Genomic DNA, 16081 nt, shown 5'->3' with positions numbered 1-16081 from the left:
CGAATCAGTCTAGATATGACGATCAAACGCCGAGACTCTATCCATTTGGTCTGTACGGTTCTCATCCATGACTTGAATGAGCTTATTTAAGCGGAAGATCAGCGCTGCAGCTTCGGATCTGCTTAAGTGCTGCATGGGGCGGAAACTGCCGTCTTCATATCCTGTAATCATGTACAAACCCGCAAGTTCCTGCACTTCTTCTTTGGCCCAATCGGATACATCAGTCTGGTCGGTAAACGCTTTTGGGGAAGTCAGCGGTTCCGGTCGTATTTTACGGACCACATTCGCTATAATTTTGGACGCCTGTTCCCTTGTCACTAGCGCATGTGGAGCGAATTTCCCGTGCCCCATACCCTGAACCATCTCATGATGAACGGCTGCCTTAATCTCAGGAGCGAACCAATCTTCATCGTTCACATCCTGGAATCCATGCTGTTGATTAACCGTTGTGTCCACCCCCATCAAACGCACGATCAATGCGGTAAACTCTGCACGTGTGATCGGACGGCGTGGTTCGAAGTGAGTTTCACTTACACCTTGAATAATATTTTGTTCCGCCAGCCAGGTAATCTGGTCCTTATTGAATGTTTGGCTGATATCAATAAATTTGATATTTTTTTTCGCAGGTAAATCAGGTTGCTTGGTCGGTTCAGGTTGTGAACTCAACTCATCGCCTTGTTCCGATGTACCGTTTGGACTCGGGGTTGCACCGCCACCGCTCCAGGCGGTGGATGGATACGGAAAAGTCATGGCGGCTGCCCGTTTGCTTTCGCTTTTTTCACCCTCTGAATTCTCCGTCCATACTTCCACCTCATAATGCTGCTCGGCGTTTAGTCCTGTCCATACATAACTGCGCTGTGTGCCACGATAGATCTCCCGATCTTTATGCGTGATCACAAACACTTCATTCATTGAATCCAGTTCCCAAGTTAGTTTAATCGTACTTGTGCCTTGCACTACAGCTGCAACTGTCAGATCACCGGAAGGTAATGTCTCGAATTCCGGAACCTGTAGAGCCTCACCCTCCCCTGCGTCATTGAATGGGATGATGGCAAAGTCAGTATAGCGCTCTGCACTATTCAATTCAGACACATGTATGGATGTCTCCGTGGTCGTTCCCACAAGCTCTTCATTTCGATAGACTCGATAACCCGCAGCACCTGGAATCAGTTCCCATATAATGTCCGCACCATATATTGAACGTCCCTCGACTACAGGAAGTGAAGCAGCATTACCTGGCAAAGTCATTGCATGAAGGTAATAACCACCATCACTACTGCCCGAGGCGTTCATGGTCTTGACTGTATAGATATAGTTCACACCCGGTTCAAGTTCCTTGTCGTCATAGAACAATTCGTCTGCAGGAACACGAGCAACCTCCACACCGTCCCGCTCAATGATGAACTGCTCGGCACCTACGACTCGGCTCTCTTCCAACAAAAGACGAATGTGGTCCTTCGCCGAATGATATTCCACTTTTACAGGAGCTACTGGCTTGGTCAGGACAGCATACGCCAGCTTCTCCGATGCATCTCCCTGATCATTCTCTGTGTAGATCTCAATCCCGTACTGCTTGCCGGCATCCAGTTGATCAACGATAAACTCTTTTTGTGTGCCGAGGTATACTTCTATACCATCCAGCAATATAACGAAAGTTTCGTTCACATAAGGGAAGTCCCATTCCAGTTTGGCATGATCTGTCTCCGGAACTATTTTCATTTCCAGTGAATCAACATGTGGCAAGGTGTAAAAAGGAGTCACAGTCATCGGGCTTCCTGAGCCAGCCGTATTATAAGGAATAATCTGTACCTGATCAAATCGGGTTGCACTCTCCAGGTGAGTTAACTTCACCTCTGTGATATCACCATCCTCAATCGTGGCGAAGATTTGATCGCCAATACGTATGGTAAATCCCTCCGCACCTTGTACTTTCGGCCAAGAGATCGTCCCCTCTTTTTCCCCAATCATGCTTGCATGTAAAGGTTCATTCATGGTCGCAGGCAACGTCCGCAAATAAACTTCGAAACCGGAATCACTCTGACCCGTTGCGTTCGAGGTTTTGATGGTATAGGTGTAATACTCTCCCGGTGTGAGTCCGTGATCTTCAAATGAAGTTTGATCTGTTGGAATCCTAGCAACTTCAACACCATCCCGCATAATGATCAATTGCTCTGCTCCCCGTGTAGAGCTTCCAGTCAGATCCAACACCGCAGTCTGATCTGTGATGTATGTTATGCCTGCCGTCTGAGGTGATACAGGTTTCGTTAAAACCTGAATCTGAATAGACTCTGACCGATGACCATCTTCATTAATCGCGACGAGTTCGAATTCATACGCTGTGCCATCCAGCATGCTATTGAGATGTACAGACGGTTCAGAGACGCTCTGTACATCTCCCATTACCGGATTACGAATCTCATATGCAGCCGCTCCCTTAACAACATCCCAAGCCAGATCCACCGCATGTGTTCCGGCTTTCACTGTTATACTTTCTGCAATCAATGGCAACGTTTGAGTCATTACACTGAAAGTAAGCGGTCCACTCGTTCCACTCGCATTGACTGCCCGAATTACATAAGTGTATTTCGTTCCTGGTGACAGACCCTTGTCTACGAATTGGGTTTCACTTGAATCCATCTGAGCGATCTCTCTTCTATCCCGTTCAATGACGTAATGATCCGCTCCTTGGACACCAGTGTTACTGAAATCCAGACCCAGGCTGTTTTTTGCCACATCATATACTACAACCTTAACGGGTTTCTCAGGCAAAGTCAGCAGGGATACATCCGTCACTTCAGAACGAGTCCCCTGTCTGTTGACCGCCAATAGTTGATAGTGATGCCACGTCCCATCCTGAAGCCCTGTAATTGTTGCTTCATTCTCCATGCCTCTATAGATCTCCTTGCCATTCTGCTCAATCACATATTCAGCGGCCCCCTCCACAACAGACCAGGAAACGTATGCACGATGTACTTCTGAATCAACGAATACTTCATCAGGCGACATAGGTTTGGACAATTGGATGAGTTGCGCTCTCCCACCTGAACCAGAAGTATTCCCAGCCTGAACTTCCAACGTGTACTCTGTACCTGGCAACAATCCCTCCGCCGTATAGGTCAGTCCTGATGTTCTGCCCACTTCTGTTCCATTGATTTTCACAATATAAAGATTCGCCGTATCTACAGCTTGCCATGCAAGCCCCATGCTTGTTTCACCAGTCCATGTCACATTCAATCCTTCCGGACTGCTGGGTAGCGTAAGAATCGTACTATTGGTGGATGCACCGTACCCGGCGGCATTGCCTGCCTGTACTTCATAGGTATACTCACGACTGCTTGACAGATGCTGCACGATGAGTTGTGTATCTGATATCTCATGGCTCTGTCCATCAATAACCACCTGATATTTCGTTGCCCCATTAACAGGTTCCCAGCTCAAGATCGCTCCCTGTTCAGTGACTTGAACAACGTGAAGTCCCGACGGGCTCTCTGGTAGTGTTGTTCCTGATACTGAGCTTCGTATACCTTGTCCACTCCCGTTCACTGCTTGTACATCCAGTTGATAAGAGGTTCCTGAACTCAGTCCCGCAAAGACCCATTCTTGGGTTCCGGCAGGAACCGTTCCAGTCTTCTCTCCATTCAACCATAACTCATAGCGATCAGCTCCCCGGACTGCTTCCCAATTCAGATGAAGGCTCGCTGTGGAAGCATCTGATACCTGTAAGCCGAACACTTGCCCAGGTAAAGTCTTGAGCTGAGGTATTTCTGCCAACGGCCCTGGTCCTGTCTCATTACCGGCAATTAACGCATAACTGTACTCCGTTCCGCTATCCAGACCCGAATCCAGATACTCCGTCTGCTCTCCTTCATATATGGCTGTTCCATCACGTGAAAGACCATAATACGTTGCAGAAGTCACTGTCTCCCATTTTAACGAAATATCATGCTCCTTAATTTGAACGGCCATAAACTCCCCGGGCATTGCAGGCAGTGTGAGGAATCCGGTTCTACTGCTACCACCTGATCCGCTTTCATTCATTGCCGTTACCGAGATGTTATGAATGGTTCCTGGAACGAGATTGCTGACATAGGGAAGGCTACCAGGATCAGTTACCGTCTGATCAAACACGGTGGCACCATCTGAAGTTGTCGCAATGATGCGGTAAGCATCGGCTCCCCTTACTGAATCAAACTGAATTTCGGCCAAATCGGGCTGTGAATCTACTTTCCGAACGTGCAACGTTCCGGGAGCTGCCGGGATCGTTAATACTTGAGCGATTACTGCATCACTTACTCCGGTATGGTTTCTCACTCTAACTTCATATTCATAAACCTGACCACCGCTCAGGGAGTGATCGATTATAGTGTGGGTAGGATAATCGAGTGCCCATGACTGTCCTGTTGTTTTATTCGTTATCTCATACTGATATCCATCGGTGTACCTTTCCCCCGTTGGCAAATCCACTGTAAGTTCAGCTGATGTCTCACTGATCTGTGACATTCTCACATGACTCGGTTGCTCAGGCTTGCGTTGAATACGGTAAGGTGATGATGTTGTCTCATATGTATTACCTGCTATGTCCATAGTTTTGGCATGGATGTACCATATGCCTTCCGATTCGATGGATATTTTATGCTCGTCAGAGCGAGCCTCAAGCCAATGATCCGGTGATTCTGCACTATTCGTAACTTGATAGAATCGTTCCCGTTCCTGAATGCCTGAGTGAGCATCGGCATATTGGATGGTAGTGGACATGTCCATGTCTGTCCAGTCATGTCCGTTCGGAGCAAATGTAATGGTTGGCTCCATCTGATCCACATAGGCGATTCGACTGACTTCCTTGCTCACATTGCCAACAGTATCCCTTGCTCGGGCCCGAATGATGGTAGCTCCATTTCTACTTACTGTACCTTTATTTCCTGTCATATACGGACCATCATTCATGCTGTATTCATAGGATATCGCTCGTTCATCTACACTACCAGCGATTGTGAATTCCACATGTTCTTTACTCCATCCAGCAGAACTTAAACTAATTACTGGCTCGGTTGGCGCTGTCGTGTCGATTCGAACCGTAGCCTGAGCGACCGTGCTTTTATTGCCTACATGGTCAAGTGAGCGTGCATATACGATTGTTTCTCCCTCATTGGTAACCTTCACTTCGCCCGTGTAATCGATCCAGGGACCTTCTTCGCTCAGTCGATATTGGCTTTTGGCAAGCCCGCTGCCTGCATCTTCACCACTGGTTATTACAAAAGTTACATCCTGATTCGTCCAATTCTCTTCACCTAATGTAATCGTTGGTTGCTCAGGCCCAGTCTTATCAATTCTTGCTGTTGCCGAAGTCGAAGCACTGACATTGGCAGCCTGATCTATACTTCGTGCATAAATCTTGGTTACCCCTTCCTCACTGAGTGTAAAAGGGGTTCTGTAGTCGATCCATTCACCCTCGCCTCCCAGCTTATATTGCGTCAGACCAATACCACTTGCTGCGTCCGTACCTTCCGTTAATGTCACGATTACTGCCGCTTTTGTCCACTCGGGCGGATTCATCGAGATAACAGGTGGCGTTGGTGCCGTCCGATCTACCCTGGCTGTCACAGCCGTTTCCTGTCCTGTATTACCAAACGCATCAATACTGCGTGACATAACCGTTGTGTTGCCTTCACTGCTTACGGTAAACGGAGTATTGTATTCACGCCATTCTCCTGCCTGACCGACTTTCACTTCCGTCTTTTGAGTTCCGCTCAAGGTATCCTTTCCCTCTTCAACCGTGACGAGAACATCTTCCTTGGTCCATGAGGATGGCGTGAGTGTAACAGAAGGAGCAGTTGGGCCCGTCGTATCTTTCATCATCTCTCCAGCGGATATATATGGAGTCTGTATTCCTTCTCCATTCAGTGCTGCCACAAATACTTCATATTTTCCGTCCGCGAGTCCGGTCAGGGCAAACGCTGTACGTGTCGAAGTTGTTGTTCCCGTTGCAAGGACTTGACCTCCTTGATTGCGTATTTCCGTTTTGTATTGGGTGCCCGCAGGGTTGCTGTTATTATTCCAGCTCGCTGTAACAGAGTTGCCTGATTGTGTCACAGCCGCAGCAGCAGGTGGATTAGCCAGTGTATACTTGGAAGCTGGACTGGAGTAACCCGTATAGGAACCACTTGAGTTTTTGGCCCGTACGGCAAAAGTATAACTGGTATTCGGTGTGAGTCCAGTCACCTGCCGACTGTTTGATGTCCCTGTGTCCACAATCTGATTCGTCGTCATGTTCTTCAGTTCATACGTAACGGATGCGTCATTCGCCTTCTTATCCCAATTCACCGTCAAGTTATTAGAATTAACCAATGTATATGTCGGCGTTCCGGGCACAACAAAACTTCTTACCGTAAAGTTAACGGTCCCTGCTGAGGAAACCCCACCTTTATCATCCATGACCCATACTTGCAATGCGTGTGTGCCATCTGGCAGGGTGTCAGGCAAGGTGTAATTGGTATTGAAAGACTGATTAGAACCCGTTGCGGTCATCTGTGTCAGAATATTCTCGGCCCCACCATCAATGGACCATTTCACAGTCAGCAGGTCACCTACATCCGTATCTCGTGTAGTACCAGAGATCTGAAGTTGCTCGCCTTTGTAATAGGTTTGACCCGAAGAGGGGGCTGTTAAAGTAAATGAAGGTGGCGCATTTTTGGGGCCAATCCCCACAATGGTTGAAAATTTGCGTGAAGCCTGATTCGCTGTTGCCTTGGCGTCCCACCAAAATTGTGCAGCTGTATCACTCGCCGTAACGGTCTGGCCTGGAGTAAACGCTGAAGGTGAAGACCCTCCTGTGAGTTGGGCGCTATCTGGACTGCTGTACTGCCCCATATATATGCGATCTGCATTTACTACGTTGTAGGTATTGGCATAAAAAGCTGTGACCTGAACACCGCCGCTGTAATTACGCCATCCATTCTCGATGACTTCAAACGGAGAAGCATCATTGCCATTCACCATCGTATCCCAATAAAATGTTCCACCCAAATTCAGTTCCGTTCCGCTACGGTTGATGGCTTCAAGCTCAACCTTCATGTACCCGCCTTGTGAGGTAGCATTAACGATAGATACACGCAAAATATATTCCACATTGTCCTTTTGCCGGGACATTTCAATCACATTATTGTTAATTCGGTAATAATTAAGTGGCAATGATTTGAAATTCACGGGAGAACCGTTGTGGTCTATAATGGTGGACACGTTCCCGGTATCGCCGCCGTAAAATACATTCGTGTTTGGCAATAACACAATTCTGTATTTACCGTCACTGTTCATCTCCACTTTCACCTTGGAAGACTGTACCGCCTTCATACTGGACGTATCGGATACAATCCCGATCGTTTCAAGCGTTTCCGCCATTACCGGGGTTGCGCTCCATTCAAGCAACAGGGCTTGAGGCGATAATAACGCAAATGCCAGTACCACCTTGGTTAGCTGTTCCGCTTGTTTCTTCACACGTTTTCCTGATTTCTTCAACGTCTGCTCTCCTTTTTGGCACACAAAAAAGGGAGGCACCCCAACAAAGGAACGATGTCCTAAGTTGGGGTGCCTCCCCTAACAAGTGTCATTTTTTCTTGATTATAACGATTCAGCTCATAAATGTAAACACTTGATCACGAACGCCTTACTTCTCATTTCTCATCTCTGATCTTTAATAACGCTTCGTCCAATGCGCCAACGACCTTGTCACACCAACCATCAAATTCCGGATCTTCGGTCTGTAATTCAGGATGCGCCAGAATGTACTCAATCGTACTTCGTATGCCCTGATCGGCTCTTGTCGTTGCTACAAATTCCGGAACAAGCCGTTTCAGCTTGCTGTTGTCAAACACCACCGTATTGGCTTTGTCTCCCAGCAATCCGCCGCGAAGATCCTGGTCACTGCATGCTGCCAAGAACTCGGAGGGTACATGTACGGCGTGAAGCTTAACTCCCAACACGCTGGCAATAATCTCATGAATCTGATTCCAGGTGACGGATTCGTCCGAGGTGATATGTACAGATTCACCAATTGCATGGATGTTGCCCATAAGCCCGATAAAACCTTTGGCAAAATCAGTATTGTGAGTAATGGTCCACAGTGAGGTACCATCTCCATGGATGATAACGGGTTTGCCTTCACGTATGCGTTTGAGAACCTGCCAGCTGCCTTGAGCACCATGAACACCGAGAGGTACCGATTTGTCGCCATACGTATGGCTCGGACGCACAATGGTCACCGGAAATCCATGTTCACGATATTGTTTCATCAGATAGTCTTCACAGGCAATCTTGTTGCGCGAATACTCCCAGAATGGATTCGATAATGGCGTTCCTTCCGTGATCCGGTAATCAGCCAAAGGTGTCTGATACGCTGATGCTGAACTTATAAAAATAAACTGCTTCGTTTTATTCTTAAATAAACGGTAATCTCTCTCCAATTGAGACGGTACAAAGGCGATAAAGTCTGCAACAACGTCAAATTCCAGATCAGCGATCAGTTCCGCTACACGTGCCTCGTCATTAATGTCCGCTTGAAGTACGTTGATTTCCTTAGGTAAGTCATGGTTATGATTGCCTCGATTAATCAAATACAGTTCACAGCCTTGCTGCGCAAGCATCTCCGTAATGGCCGTACTGATGGTGCCTGTCCCTCCAATAAATAACGCTTTCATGTCGCCACCTCCTGATCGAATTTACCCACTTTCCCATGATATCACGCACCAAATAAAGGAGCAAAGCTCGGTAAACCGAAACCATGCTCCTTCTGCTTATACGACCTTAATCGTTGCGTATATCATGTACATACCACAGTGAATTTCGTATTCTCCCTTGGGCAGATCTTTGTCGACCGTATAATAATTGGGTCCCTTTTGCATGTATAGATCCATACCCAGCTTCTGTGATCCGACTGATTTCACATGTGTCACCGACCGTGTCAGAATAAAGTTGATTTTGGTCGGTACGCCAGCTTTCACCTCAATAACGTCTGGTCCAAAACCATCGTTGCTTACGTCCACATCAATGACTTCATATCCCTTCAGATCCTCCGGAGTCTCGGCTTGTGCAGTTACCGCACTTCCCGATCCCGGGGATACATCTTTGCCCATAAAATAAACTAAAAATGATCCAAGCAATACAACAACGGTCAGACCCAGCGTCAACCAGGGCCATGTCTTTCCAAACCAGCTTTTCATCTAAACACTCCTCATTCGATGTCCCATCCATATTCAATCAACAGACGGATGGATGTATTCTATAAGCATACCTGATTCGCATGACAATGAAAATGACCCCTCTGGGCTATTGTGGTTGAGCAATATAAATTGAACTAAAAAATATTTACACTGGACACTCCGATGACAGAACAACCTTCCGATCACTGCTATCCCCAGATTTTTTGATTTCCATTTTCAAATGGTAAAATCCGGGAATAAAGGCGCAGTATATGCTTCCGATGCAGCTTTCTTTCAGAAAGCTTTTAGCTTCGCTTCTTCAGGTTATTTCTGTCCTCTCCGTTCGTGTAAATGTTTAGTTCAATTTATCTAGAATATTTCAATAAAAAAAGCCTGATTTCTCAGGCTTTACTTCGGTTATTCCCGTTCATGCTCCGCCATATCCCTTTTCGTCTGGATCAGGAATAGATTGGTTTACTTCGACTTCGACTTCGTCTCATGCGTAATTTATACAACTCTGGCAGGGCTACACCGATAAGTACAATGATAACTCCAATCCATTGCAATCCGCTGACATGCTCATGAAGCACGATAGAGGATAGCAGTACTGCAATTGGAAGCTCCACTGCACCCAGAATTCCGGCCATGTCGCCTCCAATATGCGGAACGCCGATAGCGAACAGCACCGGTGGAATAAATGCTCCGAAGAATCCAAGTAGTAATCCAAATACGAGCAACTGGCTCCAGATCAAGCCGTTAAAGAGGAATGTTGGCGGGAACAGAATGCACAGCAGGATCAATCCGCCTGTAACCATCCAAGCACTGCGGAAGGCCGGATGGGCTGAAGGAACCGCTTTGCCGCTGAACAATACAAACAGCGAGTAACTTACGGCTGCCATTAGTCCAAGAGCGATACCCAGACCGTTAAACTCACCCAATCCTTGTTCCAGGAAACCTGCTGCCAGCAAGGTTCCGCCAAACAGAATGATCAACGTCAGGAACGTGACTTTGTCTGGACGTTGACGTTTGCTTATCGCCTGTATCAATACGCTAATCCATGTGAACTGGAACAGCAGGATAATGGCAAGTGAAGCCGGGATGTAACGCAAAGACTGATAATACACGAGACCTGTAATTACCGTTGGTGTTCCGGCAGCCATCAATAACAGACGTTGTTTCCACGTCAATCTCTTGAATACCTGTGCCACGGCTCCTGACGCTTTGCCATTTGCCTGTGACTGGCGTTTAGTTCTAAATCTTGTGTATAGCGCCAGCATCCAGGATAGAAGAAAACCCGTGATCAGCTGTGTTCCCACAACCTCTCCAAGTTTATAGCCTTCGCCGTACGCCAGAACCACAATCGTGGATAATATGCCATAGCTCATCGCTCCCGCGAGAACGGACAGATAATATTTCATTGTGAATAAACCTCCTGATGATAAGAAAAATAAGCCTGCATATTTGATCATGCCAAGGTCACAGACACCATACAAATGCAAAAAATCCTAACTACGAGCAAGGAATAAATGAATTCCTTGGCATCGTAGTTAGGAAGTATAGGCTTCCCGTAGAGACCCTCGCCCTGTGTACACTTTCGGCCTGCGAGGTTATACGAAATGATATATGCAATTTGATGTAATTCGTGTGTGACGACTTTTCATATATTACATGGGAGGTGAGATGGTGTCAACCCTATTCCGCATAAAAAACGTCATGTATGATTAGAGCCCGAGGAATCCCACTCCAATGTTTGCCGCAAACCTGCTTTCAACCCTTCCAGATCCAGCCCATCCACAGCAAAAGCTTCACGGATCAAAGGCGGCGCGACAAATTCATCATACTTGCCCAGATAAGGTGCTTCCTCTTCAGCCAGTAGCGCAGATGCATCTTCAGCCGTGCGACACTCACTCATAATCTCGGCTAACAAGGTTCGTTCATCGACCTTTCCAGACACTACAAAATAATATGGCTCCATGGGCACAACGGACCGCAAGGCAAGTTTCTTGGACAGATTATGCTTCATCAGGCGCTCCAATGTACGGAATGATTTACTTCCCACCCAAGGAAGAACATACATCGAATCTCCCCCTGCCGGAATGACAACCTGCTTCAACAGTCCGCTTTCACGAGCTAGGCGGCGCGCCCGTTCAAGTCGATTGACGGCCTGTGGAGACAGATACGGATAAATGACCGAATCGGATAATACCTCACGCATCTTCTGTACCACCGTTGTGTGAATGTCTCCGCCCGCTCCAAGCCATAACGTATCCACTTTACCTTTCGCAGATTTCACATACACAGCCTTGTGCTTGTGATCGACCTCTTCCACTTTCCACAGTTTGCCTGCAAGCGAGAAGCAATAGCCAGGCGGGGGAACGGTTGTAATCGAACCAATTTCTTCGGAACCGTTCAGCACTTTATGTTCCTCATCGTCCTTAAACACCGCGTAGAAGCGATAATTATTCACGATTTTCTCACCAGTCAGACCGATGATCAATGTTCGATCCTCTGTCCATTGCAGATGATCCGTCTCAATGAGGTAATTCAGGAAAACCTGATATTGATCAGGTCTAATCAACGCAAAGGGGGCTATCGAAAGGATAGCTTCCGCAAGTTCTCTCGGCTCAGCCTCCCCCATACTTTTCAACATACTCATCGTCTGATGGTAGAGCACACCTATGGGCATTTTACGAGCTTCAAGCGGCTCGACCCACTTTGTTTTTACATATAGTTCGATAACAGCAATCGCACGCATCAACGTCCACGGCATACGTGCTGGCAATTGGGCTTCCTCATCCTCTTCCTCCGGACATACAAAAAGCATCTCCGATGCCATGTCCTCTCGTCTCCCCGAACGTCCCAGACGCTGTACAAAACTGGACGCACTATACGGTGCACCGAGCTGAACCACACGCTCCAGTTCGCCCAGATCGATACCCAGTTCAAGCGTGACCGTTGCCGCAGCAACCGCGGGACCTGATCCGGTGCGCAGGGCAGCTTCCGTTTCCTCCCTCAGCATGGCGGAGATACTTCCATGATGCACATGGAACACATCACGCTCTTGCCTGCGAGCCGCGACCCGCCGCATCTCAAGTATAGTGACCTCGGCGTCGGTACGGCTGTTGGTGAAGATTAACGCTTTTTTACGATGTGTGCTCTCATAAATGAAGTCGTAGTACGCTTTGCGTGCGTTATGAAGCTGCTCCGCCTGCTCCTCATCCTGCGCATCTGGAAAAGAGAAATGTTCCACCCGCAGTCGCAGCTTGCGACCACCCGGAGAAGAGACCACATCCACTCCCTGCTGTGTTCCGGCAGCAAGCCAGGATGTAGCTGCATCATAGTCACTCAGTGTAGCGGATAAGCCAACTCTTCGAGGTGCACAGCCAGCCATACGCTCGATTCTGGCAAGCTCGCTGAGTACTTGAATCCCCCGATCCGCTCCCATGAAGGCATGTACCTCATCAATGATGACATAGCGCAGATCATGAAACAGCGCCGGGATCGCATTCGGTCGATTCATGAGCAGACCTTCCAGCGATTCTGGCGTAATCTGAAGCACACCGGACGGATTTTTCATCAGTTTTGTTTTCTCCGCCTGAGGCACATCCCCATGCCAATGCCAAACCGGAATATTTCCTTCGGTTAACAGATCCTTAAGACGTTCGAATTGGTCGTTAATCAGGGCTTTCAGAGGTCCGATGTACAAAATGCCCACTGATTTGGAAGGCCGTTCATGCAGCTCGGTCAATGCAGGAAAAAAAGCCGCCTCCGTTTTGCCGGAGGCCGTGCCTGCCGCAATCAGCATATGATGCGGGGTATGAAAACAGATATTGCAGGCCTCGATCTGAGCAGGCCGAAGCGATTCCCATCTTTTTTTATAAATAAATTCCTGCACGAATGGCGCCAGCCGATAGAATGGATTATCACTCATAATTCAAACTCGGCCAGAAAGTCGTCCAGATCATCCGAATTTGCGGAAGCATCCGCCCCTTTGCCCGTTTCCTGAGGTTTGGCAGCCCGCTCACCAAGTAATTGAGTATAAGTCACTTCGGGATTCTGGTGGAGCGTATGCAGTACATCCATAAAGTCTCGTACCACTTCACGCGTGGTCAGCAACTCATCCGCACCCAGTCGGTTCACCGCCGTTTGCATAAAATCAACCAATTGTTCATCCGTCAGACTTGCGCTGTATCCAAAATGCAATGCATGAATCTGCCGCAGCTTCTGAAGCAGTATCAGAATCTCTTCATGCGATAACATCGCAAGCTTCAGGATCGGACCCGTATAATTTGCATACGCTTTGGCTGCATAACGACCATCAATAAGCCTGGAGCGAAGCGCTTCATAGCTGTATAGTCCGCGCCGTTCATCCTCCACAAATTGCGGCGTACCACCTACAAATATGCCCAGATGCTCTGCCTTGCCCTGCATTGTATCATTAAACATGGTCAGCAATTTCTCATAGTTGCTTTGACGGGAGACACTGTTTGTAATTTTGTACAGATTCACCGCCTCATCAATGAACAACAGCAATCCTTTGTAACCAATGCGCGCTGTGAATTCAGACCACAATTTGAAGTAGTCATACCAGTTGTCATCGTCAATGATAACGCCAACAGCCAGTTCTTTTTTCGCTTCCGTTTTGGTAGCAAATTCTCCTCGAAGCCAGCGTAGAGCCGCCTGTTTGCGATCATCATCAGCGAGCTTGTACCCGTTCCAGTATGACGCCAGTACTTTGGCAAAATCAAAGCCGTGAACCAGATTCTGCATTTCCCCCGTCACCGCATAAATCTGTTTCTCTACCTCAAGCGGCAGAGCGGGATCATCCGGGCGCAAGTTCTGACTCTGCATCGTGGATTGTTGCAGCCCTGCGATCCATTTTTGCAAAATCGGCTCCAACGCTCCCCCATCCGGGCGTGTGCGTGTAGACAGACGAGTCATCAGTTCGCGGTAAGTGGCAAGTCCCTGGCCTTTGGTTCCCACCAATCGACGCTCTGGTGAAAGATCGGCATCTGCCACAACAAAATCCCGATCCATCGCATAGTTACGAATCATCTGCAAAAGAAAGCTTTTACCGCTGCCGTAACGACCCGTAATGAGTTTAAACGCTGCGCCTCCCTCAGCGATATTGTCCATATCCCGCAAGATGGCTTCCACTTCCGGTTTCCTACCAACTGCAATCTGCTCCAGTCCTATGCGCGGGACAACACCAGCTGTCAATGAATTTACAAGTGCGGTGGTCAGCCGCTTCGGTATTTTAAGTTCTGTCACTGCGTATCACCTCTTCACATGTTCGAACACATCTATATAATCAGGAACAATCCGGTCACCATCAATCAGAAGATCACCGATCGTTTCCATAGCTACATCATTAATCTCATCCAGCAGAAGTGCAGGCATCGTTCCATATTGTTCAGCCAGACGTATCAGCTCAGTATCAGGATTTTCTCCAAGAAGAGCATGAATCGCTTGCACCTGCTGAGGGGATAGTTCCTTGGCAAAAAGTAGCCATTCCGCATCCAAATCAGCCTCAGCAATCTCGTCCCACTGCAAACTTATCAATCCTGGTGGTGCTGATGTTGCAATCTCTACTATGGATGGATCTGTATCCATGGAAACCCCAGTTGTAGTGCTCTCATCCCTGGCATGTAGCGCATCTACTGGATTACTTGTAATATCTGCGTTGTTAACCTCGTCATCCTTCACTTCAGAAACGTAATTCTCCTCAATTGTAAGTGCCAAGCGCACATACTCACTTTCCAGCTGTAACGATGCCAATTTCTCCGTATCAATACGGATCATCGGTTGTTCCACAGTCTCAGCCTGCTCGACTGCATAGGCTTTGTCCAGGTAACGTTCAATCAGATTGGCAAGTTCGGGTTCAAGTGTCTGTCCTCGCAATCGGCCTCTGAATCCAAGCAGTTCACGAAGTTTATTTTCAGTACATCGATAGATCCGGGTAACCATCTGCACAAATTCAGCCTGTTCACCTACAGGCATATATCTGAACGATACCGATCTTCCATAGATGGAATCATCGTAGACTGCTTTGCGAAACAGGACGCGCTCCACCGTACGTTCTTCGTTGGGTTGAAACTCTGGCAACAGTCCAACTTGCCGCGTACGTTCCAGGTACGATTGAACCAAGGCCATGACCCGTGGGATATATTGCTCCATCACTTCTTTGCCGCCATCTCTATAGAACTTACTGAGTGTAATATCGTAATCATAGTATCTTTGCAGCATATTCAGTGAAATTTCCGAGACTTTATTCTGTAAAATACGTTGCAGCTCCATATCCAGCATCTCTGCTGGCAAATATCCGCCCGAAAGGTCCATAATCTCGGATAATGACCTCTCCATCTCATGGACCAACACATAATCGACCATCCACTCTTGCATATATATATTTAATTGAGGGAGCCGTTCACGGTAGTTCACCCATAGCTGTTTTAATTGATCATACCCCTCCTGAGAATTCTGCCAGCCAATGCCGTTAATTAACTCATAGATATGAACAAATAGATAGGACAGATCGGTATCCGGGTATCTCCCCTGCCGTACTTCCTTCCTCCAATACAAATACCACTTGCGCTGGGCTTCGCTCATCACACCATACGTTGGCCAATAACTCATGAAGGGTATCCAGGGAGAGACTTCCCCCTCCACATCTGCCCACCGCTTTGCTTCCTCCACAAAACTCGCCTCCGAGGACAATACGCCTCCACGATGCTGCATTGTATTATGAGCAGACTGCGCAATGGTTGAACGATCAGGAACAGGAACTGCAGCTGCCTCCGCTTTTTCACTCAGATCTATCTCCATAAATTCCAGTTGTCTTGAATCGTCTTTCATAAAACGTTATCTCATCCTCCTCCAAGACAGAATAC

The 16081-nt window shown here is 47.6% G+C and carries 7 protein-coding genes and 1 riboswitch; all 7 genes read right to left on the bottom strand.

The window, feature by feature from the left end; all coding sequences use genetic code 11:
* Positions 1–9 precede the first annotated feature (9 nt).
* The 7 genes from ACTHPG_RS08315 to ACTHPG_RS08285 all read right to left on the bottom strand — a co-directional run bounded on the left by ACTHPG_RS08315 (position 10) and on the right by ACTHPG_RS08285 (position 16046).
* Positions 10–7512, bottom strand: a complete 7503-nt coding sequence (locus ACTHPG_RS08315) for a fibronectin type III domain-containing protein (protein ID WP_440388649.1) — start codon at positions 7510–7512, stop codon at positions 10–12.
* A gap of 155 nt (positions 7513–7667) precedes the next feature.
* On the bottom strand, positions 7668–8690 hold the full coding sequence (locus ACTHPG_RS08310; RefSeq protein WP_440388647.1) for an SDR family oxidoreductase: 1023 nt from the start codon (positions 8688–8690) through the stop codon (positions 7668–7670).
* A 96-nt stretch (positions 8691–8786) separates the two neighbouring features.
* Positions 8787–9212 (bottom strand): cupredoxin domain-containing protein, encoded by a 426-nt coding sequence (locus ACTHPG_RS08305; RefSeq protein ID WP_017688751.1) that lies wholly within the window; start codon positions 9210–9212, stop codon positions 8787–8789.
* A 437-nt stretch (positions 9213–9649) separates the two neighbouring features.
* A complete protein-coding gene (locus tag ACTHPG_RS08300; RefSeq protein WP_440388645.1) occupies positions 9650–10609 on the bottom strand; it encodes an EamA family transporter in 960 nt (319 codons plus the stop codon).
* A 106-nt stretch (positions 10610–10715) separates the two neighbouring features.
* Positions 10716–10826, bottom strand: a riboswitch (purine riboswitch).
* A 76-nt stretch (positions 10827–10902) separates the two neighbouring features.
* Positions 10903–13122 (bottom strand): DEAD/DEAH box helicase, encoded by a 2220-nt coding sequence (locus ACTHPG_RS08295; RefSeq protein ID WP_440388643.1) that lies wholly within the window; start codon positions 13120–13122, stop codon positions 10903–10905.
* Entirely contained in the window at positions 13119–14462 is a 1344-nt protein-coding gene (locus tag ACTHPG_RS08290) for an ATP-binding protein (protein WP_440388642.1), read from the bottom strand. Before ACTHPG_RS08290 ends, ACTHPG_RS08295 begins: the two co-directional genes overlap by 4 nt.
* A 6-nt stretch (positions 14463–14468) precedes the next feature.
* The gene (locus tag ACTHPG_RS08285) at positions 14469–16046 is read right to left on the bottom strand and encodes a TerB N-terminal domain-containing protein (protein WP_440388641.1); all 1578 of its coding nucleotides are present in this window, start codon (positions 16044–16046) and stop codon (positions 14469–14471) included.
* Between the last annotated feature and the right edge of the window lie 35 nt (positions 16047–16081).

The sequence above is a fragment of the Paenibacillus sp. SAF-068 genome, assembly GCF_051967555.1.
In the GTDB taxonomy this organism is placed as follows: domain Bacteria; phylum Bacillota; class Bacilli; order Paenibacillales; family Paenibacillaceae; genus Paenibacillus.
The sequence above is the reverse complement of the archived record's forward strand: the minus strand, read 5'-3'. Positions and strand labels throughout refer to the sequence as shown.